An 18439-nucleotide genomic window follows, 5' to 3' on the forward strand; every position below is an offset into this window, starting at 1 on the left:
CGTTCACGCCGTGCCGAGCGCGCTGTCGCGGGCGGCACGGAATGCCTTGTACGGGTCGCGGTCCGGGTACGACCAGGGCACCGGGGTGGCGTGCGGCCCGATGCGGTGGAACAGCGCGGCGGCCTCGGCGCCCCGGCCCTCGCAGGACTTCGCGTGGGCGAGGAAGTTGAGGTCGAGGAGACGGCGGGGGTGGTCGTCGTGCTCCCACTCCAGCCACCAGTCGAAGGCGGCCTTCATCACCTGGCGGGCCCGGCGCCCGACCCAGTGTCCGGAGGCGGCCGGGTCGGCGGGTTCGCTCCCCGCGGTGGCGAGCACGCGGTAGCGCTCGGCGTGGGCGACGACGGGCAGGATCGCGAGCGGCGAGTCCGCGGGAGCCTGCTCGGCCGCCCAGTTGGCGAAGTCGTAGACCTCGTGGAGCGGGTCCTGCCCCGCCTGGGCGCGGCGCTCGGCGAGGCGGGCGACCATCAGGTGGTGGGCCTGGTGGTGCTCGGGATGGCGGTGGCGCACCTCGTCGAAGAGCCGGACCACGTCGGCCTCGGCGCCGAGTGTGCGCTCCAGTGTCAGCAGGCCGAGCCAGGGCGTGGGGTCGGCGGGAGCGAGCGCGGCAGCGGCGTGACAGGTCTCGCGGGCCCGTTCGGGACGGTCCTTGCCGTCCAGCGCGCGCTGGACGGTGGCACAGGCGAGGAGCACGGAGGCGTCGGCGGACTCGGGCTCGGCTAGTTGCCAGTCGCGCGCCCAGGCGAGGGTGGTGGACTCCTGCGCGAGGACGGTGACGCGGTGTCCGCGCCGGTCCCACTCGTCGCCGGTCACGGCGAGCAGCGAGCGGACCGCGGTCCAGCGGCCCTGCGCCAGCGCGGAGCGCGCGACGACGAGTTCGGCGTCGTCGAGTGCGGCGTCGAAGACCTGGGCCGAGCCTTTGCGGCCGCGGCCGAGGGGAGGAGGGGGTGGCGGGGGTGGCGGCACCGCGAGGTTTCCTCACAGACGCGGCTGGTCAGTGGCGATCGCGGACAGCAAACCCTTGGCTGAGGGTTCACGTCAAGGGCCGTCCGCTGTCCTACACGTGTCAACTCCTCCGATGTGAGCACGAGTTGATGACGGGCCCGGGGGATGCGCAGGGCGGCGGGACGTGCGGACGGCTCACTCGCGTCCGCACGTCGGGGGCGACCGCGGAGGTGCTCAGCCCACCGCCTCGGCCGCCGCGCGGCCTGCCGTGCGGCCGGAGAAGAGGCAGCCGCCCAGGAACGTGCCTTCGAGGGACCGGTAGCCGTGCACTCCGCCGCCGCCGAACCCGGCGACCTCCCCCGCCGCGTACACGCCCTCCAGCGGATCCCCGCCCTCGGTCAGGACCCGCGACGAGAGGTCCGTCTCCAGGCCGCCGAGCGTCTTGCGGGTGAGGATGTGGAGGCGCACGGCGATGAGCGGGCCCGCCTTCGGATCGAGGATGCGATGCGGCGTGGCCGTGCGGATCAGCTTGTCGCCGAGGTAGTTGCGGGCCCCGCGGATCGCGGTCACCTGGAGGTCCTTGGTGAACGGGTTCGCGATCTCCCGGTCGCGCGCGACGATCTCGCGGCGCAGCGCGGCCTCGTCGATCAGGGGCTCCTTGGTGAGCGCGTTCATGCCGCGCACGAGCGCGCCGAGGTCCTTCTCGACGACGAAGTCGGCGCCGTTGTCCATGAACGCCTTGACCGGCCCGGGCACGTCGGCGCGCGCCCGTCCGACGACACCCTTGACCGACTTGCCGGTCAGGTCGGGATTCTGTTCCGAACCCGAGAGCGCGAACTCCTTGCCGATGATCTTCTGGTCGAGCACGAACCACGTGTAGTCGTAGCCGGTCCGCATGATGTGTTCGAGCGTGCCGAGCGTGTCGAAGCCGGGGAAGAGCGGCACCGGAAGCCGGTTGCCGCGCGCGTCCAGCCAGAGGGAGGAGGGGCCGGGCAGGATGCGGATGCCGTGGTTGTCCCAGATGGGGTTCCAGTTCTGGATCCCCTCGGTGTAGTGCCACATGCGGTCGCGGTTGATGAGGCGCGCGCCGGTCTCCTCCGCGATCCCGAGCATCCTGCCGTCGACGTGCGCGGGCACCCCCGAGATCATCCGCTCGGGCGGGGTGCCCAGCCGCTCGGGCCAGTTGGCGCGCACCAGGTCGTGGTCGCCGCCGATACCGCCCGAGGTGACGATCACCGCCTGCGCCTTCAGTTCGAACGCGCCGGTCACGGTCCGCCCGCTGGCCTGGCCGCGCTCGATCCCCGACGGCTCGAGGATCTCGCCGGTGACGGTGTCGACGGCGCCCGCGCTGCGGGACAGACCCGTGACCCGGTGGCGGAACCTGAGCTCGACGAGGCCGCGCGCGACCCCGGCGCGCACCCGCCGCTCGAAGGGGGCGACCAGTCCCGGCCCGGTTCCCCACGTGATGTGGAAGCGGGGTACGGAGTTCCCGTGGCCGTTGGCGTCGTAGCCGCCGCGTTCCGCCCAGCCCACCACCGGGAAGAAGCGCACCCCCTGCTGGTGCAGCCAGGACCGCTTCTCGCCGGCCGCGAAGTCCACGTACGCCTCGGCCCAGCGGCGCGGCCAGTGGTCCTCCGCGCGGTCGAAGCCCGCCGTGCCCATCCAGTCCTGGAGGGCGAGCGCATGGCTGTCCTTGATGCGCATCCGGCGCTGCTCGGGCGAGTTCACGAAGAAGAGACCGCCGAAGGACCAGTGCGCCTGGCCGCCGATCGACTGCTCGGGCTCCTGGTCGAGGAGGATCACTTTGCGGCCCGCGTCGACGAGCTCCGCGGTCGCCGCGAGCCCCGCGAGCCCCGCTCCGATCACGATCACATCTGCGTCGTAGGCCATGGGCCCGTCCTCTCGGCATGACGACGCGCATGTCGGCTTCGTCACAAGTCACCGTCGTCACGGCTGGTTGACAGGAAAATGGCGATCAGGGCATCGGCGGGGACCGATCGGGACAGCCGATGACCGGCCCGCCGTGGTTACTGATCGGTCAGATCCTTCGGCAAGAAGAGTGACCGAGTCAACCGCCCCGTTGCGGGTACTCCGTGGGCAGGGCCTGGAGGGTGGCACTACAGTCGGCGGGATACGCACCCGTGACCCGATCTGACTCCGGATGTATCGAGGTACCCAGCGTGTCGGTTCTCGTTCTGATTCTCTCGGTGAGCGCGGCCTGTTGCCTGGGTTTCGGTTTCGTGCTCCAGCAGAACGCCGCGTCACGCGCCCCGCTGAACGACTTCCTCTCCCCCCGTCTGCTGCTGGACCTCATCCGGGTGCCGCGCTGGCTCGGCGGCATCGGGCTCATGGTGTGCGGCATGGTTCTCGGCGCGATCGCCCTGGGCAAGGGCGAGGTCTCCCTGGTGGAACCGCTCCTGGCGACCAACCTGCTGTTCGCGCTCGGCCTCTCCCGCCACCAGACGAAGAAGCCGCTGGGCCGTCAGGGCTGGTCCGGGCTCGCCCTGCTCGCGGGCGGAGTGACCGCGTTCATCCTGGCGGGCCGCCCCAAGGGCGGTGACGCGGTGTCCGATCCGCTGCGGCACTGGCTGATCATCGGCGTCATGATCGGGCTCGCGCTCCTCCTCACCGCCTACGCCAAACGCTCCCGGCTGGGCGCCGCTCCGGTACTGCTCGCCCTGGCCGCGGGGGTGCTGTACGGGGTGCAGGACGCGCTCACCCGGGTGAGCGGGCAGCGGTTCGGCGAGGGCGGCTGGAGCGAACTGCTCATCAGCTGGCAGCCGTACGGGGTGCTGGTGCTCGGCGTGTCGGGGCTGCTGCTGGTGCAGAGCGCCTTCGAGACGGCGGAACTGCGGATGTCGCTGCCCGCGCTCACCGCCGCCCAGCCGCTCGCCGGGATCCTCTGCGGGGTGGGGTTCCTCGGGGACCGGCTGCGGACCGACGTGGGCGCGCTGACCTGGGAGGCGGCCGGACTCGCGGCGATCGTGACGGGCATCGTGCTGCTCGGGATGCACCCCGCGATGCCGGCCGGCGCGAAGAACACGGAGCTCGCGCCGGACCTCCAACGGCGCTGAACCGCCTCGGCCGAGCACGACGGCGCCTGCGCCCGGTGAGCCGCACCGCGGGCCCGTGAGCGGCACCGCCCACGGGCGGCGGACACCCGATCGGCCCAACGGCACGCACCGCCCCGGAAAACCCGGTCGGCGGAGCGGTACGCCGCGACCCGGGCGCATCGCGTGGCCGGCCGGAACTCCGCGGAGGGGCCGGGGGCGCGTGTTCCCCGGGGACGTCCCGGAGGCGGGCCGACCCGGGGCCGGTCGAACGGGGCTGGTTGGATGGAGACATGAGCGCCGCTGACGAGATCCTCGACATCGTGGACGAGAACGACGTGGTCGTCGGGGAGTCCCCGCGCGGAGAGGCGTACGCGCGCGGACTCCGCCACCGGTGCGTGTTCATCCAGGCCCGGGACTCGGTCGGCCGGCTCTTCGTCCACCGCCGCACCGCCACCAAGCTGGTCTTCCCGTCCCTGTACGACATGTTCGTCGGCGGGGTCGTGGGCGCGGGCGAATCCTACGACGCCGCGGCCCTGCGCGAGGCCGAGGAGGAACTGGGCGTCTCCGGACTCCCGAGCCCCGTCCCGCTCTTCAAGTTCCTCTACGACGACGGCGCGGGGCACACCTGGTGGTCCGCCGTCTACGAGGTCCGCTGCGACCTCCCCGTGAACCCCCAGACGGAGGAGGTCGCCTGGCACGCCTTCCTCACCGAGGAGGAGGTGGAGCGGCGCCTGACGGAGTGGACATGGGTGCCGGACGGACTGGCGGCCTACGAACGCCTGCGCGAGCACCGGGCGACGGGCTGACCCTTCGCGGCGCCCGACGGTGGCGGCCGGCACCGCGGAACAGCCGAGTAGGGTCCCGGACGTGATCGAATTCGTACGGAACGTCCGGCTGTGGTTCGCGCCCGAGGAGGTCCGGCAGGAGGGCCGCACTCCCGACTACCGGTTCTCCCTGGCCAACGAGCGCACCTTCCTGGCCTGGCTGCGCACCGCCCTGGCGCTGATCGGGGGCGGCTTCGCCGTGGACCAGTTCCTGCCGGACCTGCGCTGGGCCTGGCGAGTCGGTCTCGCGCTGGCCCTGTTGGCGGCGGGCGTGCTGTGCTCGCTGCGGGCCGTCAACCACTGGGTGCGGTGCGAGCGGGCGATGCGGAGGGGAGACGACCTCCCCGTGTCGCGCTTCCCGGCGCTGCTGAGCATCGCCGTCGCGGTGGTCGCGGTCGCGATGGTCGTCGTCGTCCTCGTCGGCTGGGAAGGATGACCGTGCCCGTCCCCGAGCGGGACCCCGGGCTGCAGCCGGAGCGCACCCGGCTCGCGTGGCGACGTACGACCCTGTCGAGCACCGTCGCCGCGGTGCTGGCGGCGAAGGCGGCGCTGCACGGCGGTCCCTCGGCGACCGGCGTCGTGGTGGGTGTCCTGTGCGGCGCGCTGTGGCTGGGGCTCCTGGCGCTCGCGCACCACCGCATCCGGGTGCTGGCCGCGTCCGGCACCGCCGGCGGCCCGCCCACCCTCACACCGCGGCACGCCACGGCCGCGACCTTGTGCACGGTCGCGCTGGCCGTCTGCGCGGCGGCGCTGGTGTTCTGAGAAGCCGGGGGCCGGGCACGGCCACGACTGCCCCCCGGATACCGGGCACGGCCGTGACCCCCTCCACCCGTACGCCGGCCCTCCGCCCTCCCGGGCGGCACACCTGCCCGAATGATGGTGAATGGACGGAGATGTGACGCTTTCTGGCGCTAGCCTGAGCCGTCGCTTCCCGCCACGCACGAAGGTGAGCACCATGACCACCCTCCATCCGGAGCACTCGGCCCACCAGCACACCCACGGTCCGGCCTGCGGACACACCGCGGTGCCGCACGGGGACCACGTCGACTACGCACACGACGGGCACCTGCACCGCGAGCACTCCGGACACTGGGACGAGTGCGAGCCGAGCGGCCACACGGCGCACGACGACCACGGGGGCCACCAGCACGGCGACGGCTGCGGTCACCCGGCGGTCGAGCACGGCGACCACCTCGACTATCTGCACGACGGACACCGGCACGCCGAGCACGACGGCCACTGGGACGACCACTAGTGACGCGGCGGCGGACGGGACGGCCGACCCCCGGGGCCTCCTCCCCGTAACACCCCGGGAGCCCTCCCTCCGGCGGCTCTCCTCGATGCCCTCCCGGCGTCTCCCCCGGCCTCCGGAGGAGACGCCGATCACGTTTGGCGTACACCCTGGACGACATACCGACTGGTCGGCATCATGGTCACGTCCCGCTCCCTCGCGTGTAGGAGAAACGATGAGTCCCGACCACCCGCCAGGTCTCGATCTCGACCGGCTGCGCGGCCTGCTCGACGGCGAGCGGCCCGGCCTGGCGCGCGGCCCGCTGACCGGCCGGCTGATCGAGGGCGGACGGTCGAACCTCACGTACGCGGTCACGGACGGCACCACACGATGGGTCGTACGGCGGCCTCCGCTCGGCCATGTGCTGGCCACCGCGCACGACATGAAGCGCGAACACCGGGTGATCAGCGCCCTGCATCCGACGGCCGTCCCGGTGCCGCGCCCGGTGCTGCTCTGCGAGGACGCGGAGGTGCTGGGCGCTCCCTTCTACGTCATGGAGTTCGTGGACGGCACGCCGTACCGCACCGCCGAGCAGCTCGCCCCGCTCGGCCCGCAGCGCACGCGGGACGCGGTGCTCGGGCTGGTCGACACGCTCGTCGCACTGCACGCCGTGGATCCCGCCGAGGTGGGCCTCGCCGACTTCGGCCGCCCCGAAGGCTTCCTGGACCGTCAGCTGCGGCGCTGGGGCAAGCAGTTGGACGCCTCCAGAAACCGTGAGCTGACCGGGATCGACGAGCTGCAGGCGGCCCTGGGGCGCGCGCTGCCGCACTCCCCCGCGCCCACCGTCGTGCACGGCGACTACCGGCTCGACAACGTACTGATCGGCGAGGACGACCGGATCAAGGCGATCCTGGACTGGGAGATGTCCACGCTCGGCGACCCGCTGACCGACCTGGGCCTGCTGGTGATGTACAGCGCGCCCCTCGAACTGCCCGACTCCCCCATCAGCACGACCGCTTCGGCCGCCGGACACCCGGACCCGGCCGAGATCGTCGAACGGTACGCCGCGCGCTCGGGGCGCGACGCGTCCGACGTCGCCTGGTACACGGCGTTCGCCTGGTTCAAGCTCGCCGTGATCCTGGAGGGCATCCACTACCGCTACACGCTCGGCCAGACGGTCGGCGCGGGCTTCGACCGCATCGGTGATCTGGTGCCGTTCTTCATCGAGCACGGCCTGACCACTCTTCAGGAAGGCTGATCCGCCATGGACTTCGCATTCGACGCGCGCACCGAGGAACTGCGCGACAGGCTGCTCGCCTTCATGGACGAGTACGTGTACCCGGCGGAGGCGGTGGCGGAGGAGCAGCGCGCCCGGCTGGCCTCGCCGTGGGACACGCCCGCCGTGGTCGGGGAGTTGAAGGCCGAGGCACGCAGGCAGGGGCTGTGGAACCTCTTCCTGCCCGACGCCGAGCACGGAGCCGGACTCACCAACCTCCAGTACGCGCCGCTCGCCGAGATCACCGGCCGCAGCCCGCACCTGGCGCCCACCGCGCTGAACTGCGCGGCGCCGGACACCGGCAACATGGAGGTGCTCGCGCAGTTCGGCGACGAGCGGCAGAAGAAGCAGTGGCTGGAGCCGCTGCTCGCCGGTGAGATCCGCTCGGCGTTCGCGATGACCGAGCCGGAGGTGGCCTCCTCCGACGCGACCAACATCACCACACACATCCAGCGGGACGGCGACGAGTACGTCGTCACCGGCCGCAAGTGGTACATCTCCGGGGCCATGAACCCGGACTGCAGGATCTTCATCGTGATGGGCAAGACGGACCCGGACGGCCCGGACATCCGCCGCCAGCAGTCCATGGTCCTGGTCCCGCGCGACACGCCGGGGGTCGAAGTCCGGCGCGCCATGCAGGTGTACGGCTACGAGGACCATTCCCACGGCGGGCACGCGGAGGTCGTCTTCGACGGGGCCCGCGTGCCCGTCACCAACCTGGTCGGCGAGGAGGGCGGCGGCTTCGCCATCGCCCAGGCGCGGCTCGGCCCCGGCCGTATCCACCACTGCATGCGGCTGATCGGCATGGCCGAGCGGGCGATCGAGCTGATGTGCCGGCGGGCGGTGTCCCGGACGGCGTTCGGCAAGCCGCTGGCACAGCAGGGCGTGGTCCAGAACTGGATCGCCGACGCGCGGGTGGCCGTCGAGCAGCTGCGGCTGCTGGTGCTGAAGACCGCGTGGATGATGGACACGGTCGGCAACCGGGGCGCCCACACCGAGATCCAGGCGATCAAGATCGCCACTCCGCGTACGGTCGTCGACATCCTCGACAAGGCGGTGCAACTGCACGGTGCCGGGGGTGTGAGCCAGGACTTCCCGCTGGCGGAGCTCTGGGCCAGTGCGCGCACCCTGAAGCTCGCGGACGGGCCGGACGAGGTGCACCAGCGGTCGCTGGCGCGGCGGGAGATCAAGAAGTACGTGTGACACCGGGGGCGGTGGGGGGTGTTCGCCCCCGCCGCCCCTGCCCGTCCCGTAACTGGGGGCTCCGCCCCCAGACCCCCGCATCGGCCTGAACGGCCTCGTCCTCAAACGCCGGACGGGCTGACATACCCAGCCCGTCCGGCGTTTGAGGACGAGCCCTTCGGGCGAAGCGGGGGTCCAGGGGGCCCGGGGTCGCAGCGCCCCTGGCGGGGTCTGGGGCGGAGCCCCATGGACGGGGAGGAGACTACGGCCGCAGCGCACGCAGCAGCAGGTCGGCCAGGTGCTCGGCGACTTCCTGCGGAGTGAGCGGGCCGTCCGGGCGGTACCACGTCGACAGATGGTGGACCGATCCGAAGTGGTAGTCGACGACCAGGTCCGCCGGGGTGGCCGTGGAGAAGACGCCCTTCCTCTGGCCCTCCTCGATCAGCGCGCGGAAGCGCTCGTGGTAGCGGCGCCGCTCGGACCGCACCTGCTTGAGCTTCTCGGGGCTGAGATGGTGCATCGAGCGGAAGAAGATCGAGGCGTCGTCGAGATTGTCGATGGTCGTGACGACCACGTCCGCCGCCGCGCCCCGGACCCGCTCCTCCACCGGCGCGTCGGACTCCGCGAACGCGTCCAGCCGCTCCTGCTGGATGCGCAGCACGCGTGCGTACACCTCGTGCAGGAGGTCGTCCTTCGAGCCGAAGTAGTGGTAGAGCGCCCCCTTGGTGACGCCTGCCGCCTCGACGATCTCCTGCACGGAGGTCCGGTCGTAGCCCTGCTCGGCGAAGAGCCGGGTGGCGGCGGCCAGGAGCCGCTGCGGGACGGGCGTACCGTCGCCGTCCGTCGTTCTGGGCACTGCCGCCACCTGCCTTCCGTACGTGGTTCGATGAAAGCGCCGCTCGGTGGAGGACGCTGCCCGGAGGCACGCCGTCCACTGAGATTGTTCTCTACTCCGGGGCCTGCGAGCGCGTACGCAGTTCCCGACGGAGGATCTTCCCACTCGCCGTCTTCGGCAGGTCGGGCAGGATCTCCACGTACCGCGGATACTTGTAGGCGGCCAGTCTCTCCTTGCAGTACGCGGCGAGCGCGTCGGGGTCCTCCTCGGCGCCCGGCCGCAGGCTGATGTACGCCTTGACGGTCTCGCCGCGGTAGCCGTCGGGGATGCCCACGACGGCCGCCTCGCGGACCGCCGGATGGGTGTAGAGCACGTCCTCGACCTCGCGGGGCCACACCTTGAAGCCGGACGCGTTGATCATGTCCTTCTTGCGGTCGACGACGTAGAGCCAGCCCTCCGGGTCCATGAACCCGATGTCGCCGGTGCGCAGCTCACCGTCCGGGAAGGTCTCGGCGGTGGCCTCGGGGCGCTGCCAGTAGCCCGGCACGACCTGCGGTCCCGTGACGAGGATCTCGCCCTGTTCCCCGAACGGGACCTCCCTGCCCTGCTCGTCGACGATGCGTACGACGCTGTCGGGGCCCGGCAGGCCGACGGCCAGCGTGCCCGAGACCGGGTCGACGGGGGCCTCCCGGCCCGGCGGTACGGAGGCGCACGGCGCGGTGCATTCGGTGAGCCCGTAGCCGTTGCGGATGTAGGGCCCGAATCCGGCGCGGAACTTCTCCACCAGGGCCGGCGGCAGTGGTGCGCCGCCGGAGGAGATGTTCACGAAGGACGAGAAGTGGTCCGGTGTGACGGACGGATGGGCGGCCAGGGCCATGAAGGCCGTCGAGGGGCCGACGGTGTAGAGCGGCCGGTGCTCGGCGAACGCGTCGAGCACGACCCCCGCCTCGAAGCGGTAGGCGAGGACCAGTGTGCCCGCGCTGTTGAGGCAGGCGGCGAGCTGGCAGACCATGCCGGTGATGTGGAACAGGGGCGCCATCGCGAAGTACACCGGCGCCTCGGGCAGCCCGAGACCGGTCCGCTGCCGCTCGGCGTTGTACATGATGTTGCCGTGCGTGTTGGTGGCGCCCTTGGGGGTGCCGCTGGTGCCGGACGTGTAGCTGATCAGCGCGATGTCCGAGGGACCCGCGTCGCGGTCTTCGGGGGCCTTGTGTCCCCGCGCGGCGACCGTCCCGAGGTCGTCGGCGTCCGCGGCACCCGGAAGTCGCTCGAAGGTCAGCACGCGCGCGTCGTCACGGCTCTGGAAGTCCAGTTCGCAGCCCGTGAGGACGATGCTCACGGCCGAGTCGGCCGCCGTCTCGCGCAGGTACGACTCCCACGCGCGGTCGGAGCAGACCAGGGCGCGCACGTCCGCGTCGTGCAGGACGTGGCGGACCTCGCCCGACTTGTACATGGGGTTGACCGGCACGACGGTCGCGCCGGCCTTCCAGGCGCCGAGCAGCGCGAGCACGAAGTGCGGGGAGTTCTGCAGCAGGATCGCGACCCGGTCGCCCCGCTCCAGTCCGCGCGCGGCGAGATGCCCGGCGACCGAGTCGCTCAGCTCGTCCACCTCGCGGTAGCTGAGCCGGCCGTCGAAGTAGGCGAGCGCGGTGCGGTCCGGAACGTCCGCCACGGCCGCGCGCAGGGCGTGCACCAGGGAGTCGGCGGGGGTCACGGGGGCGCGCTGCGCGTCGCTGAGGAGGGCCACCCAGGGGCGGTCGGCATAGGTGGTCACCGGCCCGCCTCCCACTTCTGCTGGATGTGGTTCATGTTCGTCAGCCAGCGGTCCGGTTCCGTGGCCCGCACCTGGTAGTAACCGGCCACCTCGGGGTGCGGCAGGATCAGGAAGCGGTCCTCCTCGATCCCCGCGAAGAGGGCGTTCGCGACGTCCTCCGGCTCGATGGCGGTCGGCTGGAGCACCAGGTCGCCGGCGCTGCCGGTGGCGTCGAGCATGTCGGTGCGCACCCCCTGCGGACAGATCGCGTGCACCTTCAGGCCCCGGTGACGGTAGGTCAGCGACAGCCACTCGGCGAAGGCGTACGCGCCGTGCTTGGTGACGCTGTAGGGGGCGGCGCCGATCATGGTGAGCAGTCCGGCCGCGGAGACGGTGGAGACGAAACGGCCGCTGCCGCGCTCCAGCCAGGCCGGGAGCAGTTCGTGGGCGGCCCGGACGTGGGCCATCACGTTGACGTCCCAGGCGAGCTCCCAGACCTTCTCGCCGGCCGCCTCGGTGCCGCCCGAGGCGACGCCCGCGTTGGCGCAGTAGACGTCGATCGTGCCGCCGAGGGCGTCCCGGGCCTCGGTCACGATCGTGGACGCGTCGCCGGGGACCGCGATGCCGCCGATCTCCTCGGCCACGGCGCGGGCGTTGGCGGCATCGAGGTCGTTGACGACGACTCTGGCTCCCTCCGCGGCGAAGCGGCGGGCCAGCGCGGCTCCGATGCCGCCTCCCGCACCGGTGACGACCACTCCCGCATCCTGCACGGCTTCCACCATCGGTCTCCTTCGACGCGACGCCAATCGGCTCTGCGAGCAGTCGGCTCCGCACGCGGTCGGCTCCGTCCGCAGTCGGCTCTGCTGCGACGTCAGACTAACCAGTCGGTATGTTGCAAGGGAAGGGGTGTCCGCTCCCCGCGGGGCGCCCGGGAGTGTGACATTGTGCGGCCCCGCCGCGCGGGCCCGACCAGGCAACGGGCACCGGCGGCTTCCGCACGCCGGCGGTTGCGCATAGCGTGCCGGTGCCCACCTTCCGCGATCACGGAGGTCCCCCCATGCGCCTCTCCCGGCGAGCCCTTCTCACGGCCACCGCGGCGGCCGGCCTGGCGACTGCCCCCGCCGTCCCCATCCCCGCCCCGGCCCCCGTGGCCGCCACCGGTGACCGCCTCCGCACCGGCTTCGAGCGCCTACGAAGCGACGGCTACTCGCTCCTGCGCGGCCACAAGGTCGGGATCGTGACGAACCCCACCGGCGTCACCACGGACGTACGCCACATCGTCGACGTCATGCACGCCGACGCCCGCGTGAAACTCGTCGCCGTCTTCGGCCCGGAACACGGCTTCCGCGGCACCGCGCAGGCGGGGGGCTCGGAGGGCCGCTACGACGACCCGGCGACCGGGCTGCCCGTCTACGACACGTATCTCAAGAGCGGACAGCCGCTCGCCGACATCTTCACCGCCTCCGGCGTGGACACCGTGGTCTTCGACATCCAGGACGTGGGCGCGCGCTTCTACACGTACATCTGGACACTGTACGACTGCATGGAGGCGGCCCGGCTCGCGGGCAAACGGTTCGTGGTGCTGGACCGGCCGAACCCGGTGACCGGGCGGGCGGCGCTGGGGCCGGTGCTGCACCGGGAGTTCGCGAGCTTCGTCGGCCGGCAGCCGATCGCGCAGGCGCACGGGATGACGGTGGCGGAGCTGGCGCGGCTGTTCAACAAGGAGTTCCTGACCAAGCCGGTGGCGCTGGAGACCGTCCTGATGTCCGGTTGGAAGCGGTCGGACTTCTACGACGCCTCCGCGCTCCCCTGGGTGCCGCCCAGCCCCAACATGCCGACGGCCGACACGGCTCTGGTGTACTCCGGCACCTGTCTCTTCGAGGGCACGAACCTGTCGGAGGGACGGGGTACCACGCGGCCGTTCGAACTGCTCGGCGCGGAGGGTCTGGACGGCCGGTGGGCCGAGTCGGTCGGTGGCCTCGGGCTGCCCGGCGTGCACTTCCGGGAGGCCTACTTCGCCCCCACCTTCTCCAAGTTCGAGGGCAAGACCATCGGTGGCGTGCAGATCCATGTCGCCGACCGGGCCGCGTTCGACCCCGTCCGGACCGGCATCGCGCTCCTGGTGACCGCCAAGAAGGTCTGGAGCGGCTTCGCCTGGCGTTCCGACCAGTGGATCGACAAGCTGACCGGCTCCACCGGCGTGCGCACGATGATCGACGCGGGGGCGACGGCCGACGAGGTCGTGGCGTCCTGGCGGGACGAGCTGGCGGCCTTCCGGCGGACGCGGAAGGAGTACCTCCTCTACGGATGACTCGTGGCGTACGGCGGGTGCCCGGCGGCGGGTCGGGGGCTCCGACCCGCCGCCGGGCGGGAGTTGACGGTGCGACCGGGGTCAACGGTGCGACGTGTACTCCACGACCTGCTGGTACGTCGGCCGGTTCTGCCAGGTGATCCTGCCGTGCTTGATGCCGCCGAGCGCCCGCTGGACGATCGAGTCGGCGCACCACTGGTCACCCGCCGAGCACTGGTCGTCGCCGGGGTAGACCTGGGCGGCGGTCAGGCCCGCGGCCGTCTTGAGCGTGCTGATGAGGATGTCCCGGCAGGCGCTCAGGCTGCCGCCGCCGCAGTACTTCTGCGCCAGTCCGCCCTGCACCGACTGGCCCAGCACCGCCCTGATGTCCTTGTCGACATAGCTCCACCAGCCGTACTGGAAGGAGCTGCCCGCGTGCGCGCCGGTCGGGCCGTGCGCCGCCGACGGTGATTCGTCGACAGGCAGGTTGGCGGTGAAGGCGGTGTACAGGTCGGTGCCGAGGCCCGGTGCGAACTCGGCCTTGACCATCAGCGGCCACCAGGCGTCCAGGATGCGGATCGCGTCGGCGTCGGCGTAGGTCTTCGAGCCGGCCGAGGTCTCCTTGCGTCTGGCTCCGGCCGTCACCCAGTCCGACAGCTTGGTGACCGCCGCCGCGGCCGCGGTGTCCGTGACCGGCGAGCTCCTGACGACCTGCAGCAGCTTCGGCAGCACGTCCTCGGCCCGCAGGTCGGCCAGCGCCGCGTCGGCCATCGCCCGGGTCAGCGAGGACCTGGTCACCCCGCCCGCGGCGACCAGCTTCTTCACCCGGTCCTCCAGGAGGTTGCCGCGGTGCACGGAGCCGTTGCCCCAGGGCGCCGTGGTGTAGTCCTTGGCCTGCTTGTTGTTCCAGGAGATGTAGTAGTCCTGGTCGACGGAGTTGGGGTGGGCGGACGGCGGGGTGTAGGCGGCGGTGTTCGTGGCCGGGTCCCAGTTCTGCCACTCGTTCGCGGCCTGCGCCCAGACCGGGAACTCGGCGTCCACGCCGCTCGCCCGCACCGGGTTGTCGCCGCTGTTGTAGTACGCGGTGTGCGCGGAGTCGGCGTAGAACCAGTTGAAGGTGTAGTTGATGTGCTGCACCGCGCTCTGGAAGGTCCCCGGGCTCTTCACGTAGTCCGGGTCGTTGAGCATCTGGAAGCCGATGATCGAGTCGGCCTCGTGCATGTAGGAGGAGCGCAGGGTGGTGTAGGCGACCTTCTTGCCGCCGACCGTCGCGCGGTACTCCACGGGGCCGTACTTGGTCCGGTAGACCTGCATGCGGTACGAACCCGCCGCCGTGCCGTCGGCCGTGGTCGGCTTCCAGGAGTTGGTCCGCTCGACCTTGTCCATGGCGGTGCAGGTGCCGTGGTAGAGGTAGTGGTAGTCGTCCTGGCACAGCTCGACGGCGTAGGTGTCGATGATGTCCTGGCCGGACGTCGTCGCGCTCCACGAGTAGTCCTGGCCGCGGCCGAGCTCGACGTACATGCTCAGTCCCGCGAAGGAGGCGCCGCGTGCGCTGAGGCCCGGGCCCTGGATCTCCTGGAGCATGAGGAGCTGTGGCGCGAAGTAGCCGGTCTGCGGGCCGAAGACGGCGATCGGGTGGCCGCTGGCGGTGGCCTTGCCGCTCACCACGAGGGCGTTGGACATCCCGCGTCTGGCCGAGCTGAGACTCGTCGCGGCCGCCGTGGCCGAGGTACCGGTGGCCTTGGCGGTGGCGGCGCTGCCGGTGCGGTCGTAGACCAGCGGCTCCTGGGCCACCGTACCCGCGTCGGGCAGCGCCTCGCCCTGCGCGGTGCCGGGCTTGGTGGCGTACGGGAAGCTCTCGCCGTTGTGGACGGTGAGCACGGCCTCGGGGTCGTTGCGTTCGCGGAAGGACTCCCAGACCTTGGTGCCCTCGGTCACGCCGTACTGGGACTGGGCGGCGAGCAGCGAGAGCGCGTTGTTGACCTCGCCGCCGCCTCCGGAACCGAAGAGCGCGCCGATCACGGAGGCCAGCGCGACCAGGTCGGTGAGTTTGAAGTGGTCGATCGTGCCGGCATTGGTGATGGCGTCCTTGTGGCCGGTCAGGACGTACTCACCGGGGAAGTAGCGGCCGCTGTCGGAGGCGTCGATGTAGGCGTTGACGCCGTCGATGTAGGCGTTGGCGTCCGCGAGGGCCTGGGTGCCGCGGGCGCCGGCGTTGGCGGTGGCGCTGTCGATCTGGGTCTGCAGATCGGCCTCGGTGTAGGGCGCGTTGCGCCAGAACTCCTGCTCGAGGCCCTGGTTGGAGGGGGCACCGCCCGCGAAGGAGGTCAGCTGACCGCGGCCGACGTGCCGGAAGACGTCCATCAGCCACAGCCGGTCCTGGGCCGCCGCATATCCGGCGCCGTACTCGGTGCCATAGCGGGTAGTACCTGTGATGTGGGGCACTCCGGACTTCTTGTCGCGCACGATCGTCACGTCCGTGCGGCCGCCCGGCTTGGTGGTCGAGGCGACCTGGTCGGACGCGACGCCGAAGGAGGCGTCGTTGAAGAAGGTGTTGATCTTGTCGTCGGTGAGCGTGGAGTAGCCCGCGGCGAGGTTGCTGTAGGGGCCGAGCTGGTCCTCGGCGTGGTCGGGCTGGGTACCGAAGACCTGGTTGAGGAGGACCTGGGCGAGGGTCGCGTTGCCGTTCTCCCCGGGCGGGAGGATGTCGGAACACTGACCGCCGCAGTAGTCGTTCGAGGCGAGTCCGGCCGCGCCGCCCGCGGCGGCGGCCTGGGTCAACGGGGACAGCAGGCCGGCGACCAGGACGCAGATGGAGGCGGCCTTCAGGAACCTTGGGAATCTGCGGGGAGTTCTCAGTCTGTCGAGGGTGGTACGTGGGGTGCACCGTGGCATGGCAGCTCCTCCCGACGGGGTGGGCCGGACGTTACCGCCGGTATCCCCGAGTTGGAAGATGAACATGCGTCAACTTTTAACGATCACAGGGCGGTTGAGGAGCGGAGGGCCGTACGGGACTCCCCGGTCCGTCGTCCCAGGGGATCACCGGGCCGCGGAAATCCCCCGGGGTCCCGCCATCCCGGCTCACAGCCGTTTCCACAGGTGAGGACCGCGAAGGGGGGTAGGCCGGGGGAGTTCGGCCGGTGACTTGCGGCGCTCGTCGGAAATCGGAGGGAGCCGAATCGCGTGTCGATACGTCTACTCGGCGACGTCCTTACGACGACGACGCCGAAGTGACCGAAGTACAGGTGCAGGTGTGACGGAGGTGCAGGGCGATGGCCGGTTTCCGGAGTCTGGCGAGACAGGTGCGAGATCCGAGGAGTGATCTGGCACTGCGACGCTATTCACTGCGCAAGTGCCTTGAGCGGTTCGCCCCCTACGGGCATCGGGCGACCTGGGACCATCTGTGTTCCCGGGCCGGTTTCGGCCCCGAGGACCGGTCTCCCGACCCGGCGCGGCTCGTGGCCGCACTGGAGGAACTGGAGGAGGCCCGCTCCGTCTGGCTCGCCTACGAGGTCGAGTTCGCCGAGCGTCGCAAGAAGGAGAAGCACGACGGGCTGCGCCGGCCGGGCAGCGTGGACGACTGGCACCGGCTGACCTGGGGCGGGTTCGGTGTCGCGTGGTGCGACGACCCCAGGATCCATCCCCGTGAGCCCATGGCCGAGGTGTTGCGCCGGCTGATCGCCGCGCTGGAGCGCGAGCCCGGGGCGGTCTGCCCGGTGTGCACCGGGGAGCGCCTCGCGTGGAAGTACGACCTGGCCCACGAACCGTCGTCGGGTCCGGTCTGCAGGGGCTGCGGGATCGTCGTGCCGCGGCCCGTCCTGACGCCCGAGGCGGTGGCGGAGGCGCGGCGCGAACGACTGCTCGTCTCGGCGTAGGCGCTCCGCTGGGTTGAGCGGTGGGGTGCGGGTGGGTCGGGGTGAGTTGTCCGGGTTGGGTGCGCCGGGGTGAGTGGCGGGGCGTGGGGGCTGCGGGACAGTTACTCACCGCGGGTCGCTCGTGGCCGGGCGCGCAGTTCCCCGCGCCCCTCACAACAGGGCACTGCCCCGCGCTCCGCCGAGTGGTCCAGGCACGAGAGCTGCGGGACAGCAGCTCCCCACGAGTCGCTCGTGGCCGGGCGCGCAGTTCCCCGCGCCCCCCACAACAGGGCACTGAGTGTCCGGGTGGCAGGATCGGGGGTGTGGTGCAGGTTTGTCTGAACGGGGCGCGGGGAGCCCGTGACGGTGTGGGCGTGCCGTTGTCCCCCGGGGCGGCGGCCGGGTCCGCGGCCGGGGCGGTCGGGGCCGGGGCCTCGGACGTTCATGTTCACCCCAAGACCCCCTGTGGGCAGGACACCCTGTCGGCGAGGGCGGTCGCGGCGGTCCTCGACGCGATCCGGGCCCGGGTCGACGTCCCGGTCGGTGTGACGACCGGCGCGTGGGCCGAGCCCGGTCCCGCCGCCCGCGTGGAGCGGGTCCGGTCCTGGACGGTGCTGCCCGACCACGCCTCGGTCAACTGGCACGAACCGGGCGCCGAGGAGCTGGCGGCGGCGCTTCTCGACCGCGGGATCGGTGTGGAGGCGGGCATCTGGTCCGGCACCGACGGAGCCGCCCGTTTCGCGGCGTCGCCGCTCGGCCCGCGCGTGCTGCGGGTACTGGCCGAGGTGACCGACCCCTCCCCGGGGACGGCCGAACGCTCCGCCCTGGCTCTCCTCGCCGGCCTCGGCACCGCGCACGGCGTCCCCGTCCTGCTGCACGGCGAGGAGGGCGGCACGTGGCCGGTGCTGCGGCTCGCGGGCCGGCTGGGGCTGGCGACCCGGATCGGGCTGGAGGACACCCTCGTCCTGCCGGACGGTGAGCGGGCGGTGTCCAACGCGCAGTTGGTGGCCGAGGGACTGGTTCAGTACGAGGCCGCCCGGCACCCGTCGTAGCGCGGGCCGGGGCTCCGGCACGGGCGGCGGGCCCAGCAGGCCGCACGCGGTCCCGGCGTGCGCCTCCGTACCCCGCGGAGGCCGACGGTAACAGCCGTAAATCCGCTCGCTCCACTCCTTTGCGGTCCGGACAGTTGGGGGCGACGA

At 71.8% G+C, this 18439-nt stretch carries 16 protein-coding genes; 10 read left to right on the top strand and 6 right to left on the bottom strand.

Translation table 11 applies throughout. The features are described 5' to 3' along the window. Positions 1-3: 3 nt before the first annotated feature. A complete protein-coding gene (locus OHB41_RS12270) occupies positions 4-963 on the bottom strand; it encodes a hypothetical protein (RefSeq protein WP_266697942.1) in 960 nt (319 codons plus the stop codon). Positions 964-1176: 213 nt separating this feature from the next. Then, positions 1177-2832, bottom strand: coding sequence for an FAD-binding dehydrogenase (locus OHB41_RS12275; protein ID WP_266697943.1), 1656 nt, complete (start codon positions 2830-2832; stop codon positions 1177-1179). Between the two features lie 290 nt (positions 2833-3122). Here OHB41_RS12275 and OHB41_RS12280 point away from each other — a divergent pair, with 290 nt between their 5' ends. The 7 genes from OHB41_RS12280 to OHB41_RS12310 all read left to right on the top strand — a co-directional run bounded on the left by OHB41_RS12280 (position 3123) and on the right by OHB41_RS12310 (position 8529). After that, entirely contained in the window at positions 3123-4016 is an 894-nt protein-coding gene (locus OHB41_RS12280) for a DMT family transporter (protein ID WP_266697944.1), read from the top strand. Between the two features lie 269 nt (positions 4017-4285). Beyond that, positions 4286-4801, top strand: coding sequence for an NUDIX domain-containing protein (locus OHB41_RS12285; protein ID WP_266697945.1), 516 nt, complete (start codon positions 4286-4288; stop codon positions 4799-4801). Positions 4802-4862: 61 nt separating this feature from the next. Further along, a complete protein-coding gene (locus OHB41_RS12290) occupies positions 4863-5255 on the top strand; it encodes a YidH family protein (RefSeq protein ID WP_266697946.1) in 393 nt (130 codons plus the stop codon). Then, complete coding sequence (locus OHB41_RS12295) at positions 5252-5581, top strand: DUF202 domain-containing protein (protein WP_266697947.1); 330 nt, start codon at positions 5252-5254, stop codon at positions 5579-5581. The genes OHB41_RS12290 and OHB41_RS12295 overlap by 4 nt, the downstream gene beginning before the upstream one ends. Before the next feature lie 193 nt (positions 5582-5774). Continuing rightward, positions 5775-6074 carry a hypothetical protein gene (locus OHB41_RS12300; RefSeq protein ID WP_266697948.1) on the top strand — a complete coding sequence of 100 codons (300 nt, stop codon included), beginning with the start codon at positions 5775-5777 and terminating at the stop codon, positions 6072-6074. A 211-nt stretch (positions 6075-6285) separates the two neighbouring features. Then, a complete protein-coding gene (locus OHB41_RS12305) occupies positions 6286-7308 on the top strand; it encodes a phosphotransferase family protein (protein WP_266697949.1) in 1023 nt (340 codons plus the stop codon). Between the two features lie 6 nt (positions 7309-7314). Next, entirely contained in the window at positions 7315-8529 is a 1215-nt protein-coding gene (locus tag OHB41_RS12310; protein WP_266697950.1) for an acyl-CoA dehydrogenase family protein, read from the top strand. Positions 8530-8770: 241 nt separating this feature from the next. Here the strand turns inward: OHB41_RS12310 and OHB41_RS12315 are convergent, their stop codons facing one another. The 3 genes from OHB41_RS12315 to OHB41_RS12325 form a co-directional block, all read right to left on the bottom strand. Continuing rightward, complete coding sequence (locus OHB41_RS12315; protein WP_266697951.1) at positions 8771-9364, bottom strand: TetR/AcrR family transcriptional regulator; 594 nt, start codon at positions 9362-9364, stop codon at positions 8771-8773. A 91-nt stretch (positions 9365-9455) separates the two neighbouring features. After that, complete coding sequence (locus tag OHB41_RS12320; RefSeq protein WP_266697952.1) at positions 9456-11117, bottom strand: class I adenylate-forming enzyme family protein; 1662 nt, start codon at positions 11115-11117, stop codon at positions 9456-9458. Next, on the bottom strand, positions 11114-11878 hold the full coding sequence (locus OHB41_RS12325; protein ID WP_266697953.1) for an SDR family oxidoreductase: 765 nt from the start codon (positions 11876-11878) through the stop codon (positions 11114-11116). Before OHB41_RS12325 ends, OHB41_RS12320 begins: the two co-directional genes overlap by 4 nt. A 275-nt stretch (positions 11879-12153) precedes the next feature. Between OHB41_RS12325 and OHB41_RS12330 the strand changes: the two genes are divergently transcribed. Continuing rightward, entirely contained in the window at positions 12154-13407 is a 1254-nt protein-coding gene (locus tag OHB41_RS12330; RefSeq protein WP_266697954.1) for an exo-beta-N-acetylmuramidase NamZ family protein, read from the top strand. A gap of 81 nt (positions 13408-13488) precedes the next feature. Here the strand turns inward: OHB41_RS12330 and OHB41_RS12335 are convergent, their stop codons facing one another. Continuing rightward, positions 13489-16281, bottom strand: coding sequence for a penicillin acylase family protein (locus OHB41_RS12335; RefSeq protein ID WP_266697955.1), 2793 nt, complete (start codon positions 16279-16281; stop codon positions 13489-13491). Between the two features lie 377 nt (positions 16282-16658). Between OHB41_RS12335 and OHB41_RS12340 the strand changes: the two genes are divergently transcribed. Next, positions 16659-17261: a hypothetical protein gene (locus OHB41_RS12340; protein WP_266697956.1), complete on the top strand. Its 603-nt coding sequence runs from the start codon at positions 16659-16661 to the stop codon at positions 17259-17261. Positions 17262-17563: 302 nt separating this feature from the next. Continuing rightward, the gene (locus tag OHB41_RS12345) at positions 17564-18292 is read left to right on the top strand and encodes a 3-keto-5-aminohexanoate cleavage protein (RefSeq protein WP_266697957.1); all 729 of its coding nucleotides are present in this window, start codon (positions 17564-17566) and stop codon (positions 18290-18292) included. Positions 18293-18439 lie beyond the last annotated feature (147 nt).

Source organism: Streptomyces sp. NBC_01571 (genome assembly GCF_026339875.1).
GTDB lineage: Bacteria > Actinomycetota > Actinomycetes > Streptomycetales > Streptomycetaceae > Streptomyces.

Bases quoted from the DNA above. Each gene is read 5' to 3' on its own strand.
- OHB41_RS12275 (WP_266697943.1), bottom strand. From the start codon at position 2,832: ATGGCCTACGACGCAGATGTGATCGTGATCGGAGCGGGGCTCGCGGGG.
- OHB41_RS12285 (WP_266697945.1), top strand. From the start codon at position 4,286: ATGAGCGCCGCTGACGAGATCCTCGACATCGTGGACGAGAACGACGTG.
- OHB41_RS12295 (WP_266697947.1), top strand. From the start codon at position 5,252: ATGACCGTGCCCGTCCCCGAGCGGGACCCCGGGCTGCAGCCGGAGCGC.
- OHB41_RS12300 (WP_266697948.1), top strand. From the start codon at position 5,775: ATGACCACCCTCCATCCGGAGCACTCGGCCCACCAGCACACCCACGGT.
- OHB41_RS12305 (WP_266697949.1), top strand. From the start codon at position 6,286: ATGAGTCCCGACCACCCGCCAGGTCTCGATCTCGACCGGCTGCGCGGC.
- OHB41_RS12310 (WP_266697950.1), top strand. From the start codon at position 7,315: ATGGACTTCGCATTCGACGCGCGCACCGAGGAACTGCGCGACAGGCTG.
- OHB41_RS12325 (WP_266697953.1), bottom strand. From the start codon at position 11,878: ATGGTGGAAGCCGTGCAGGATGCGGGAGTGGTCGTCACCGGTGCGGGA.
- OHB41_RS12330 (WP_266697954.1), top strand. From the start codon at position 12,154: ATGCGCCTCTCCCGGCGAGCCCTTCTCACGGCCACCGCGGCGGCCGGC.
- OHB41_RS12335 (WP_266697955.1), bottom strand. From the start codon at position 16,281: ATGCCACGGTGCACCCCACGTACCACCCTCGACAGACTGAGAACTCCC.
- OHB41_RS12340 (WP_266697956.1), top strand. From the start codon at position 16,659: ATGGCCGGTTTCCGGAGTCTGGCGAGACAGGTGCGAGATCCGAGGAGT.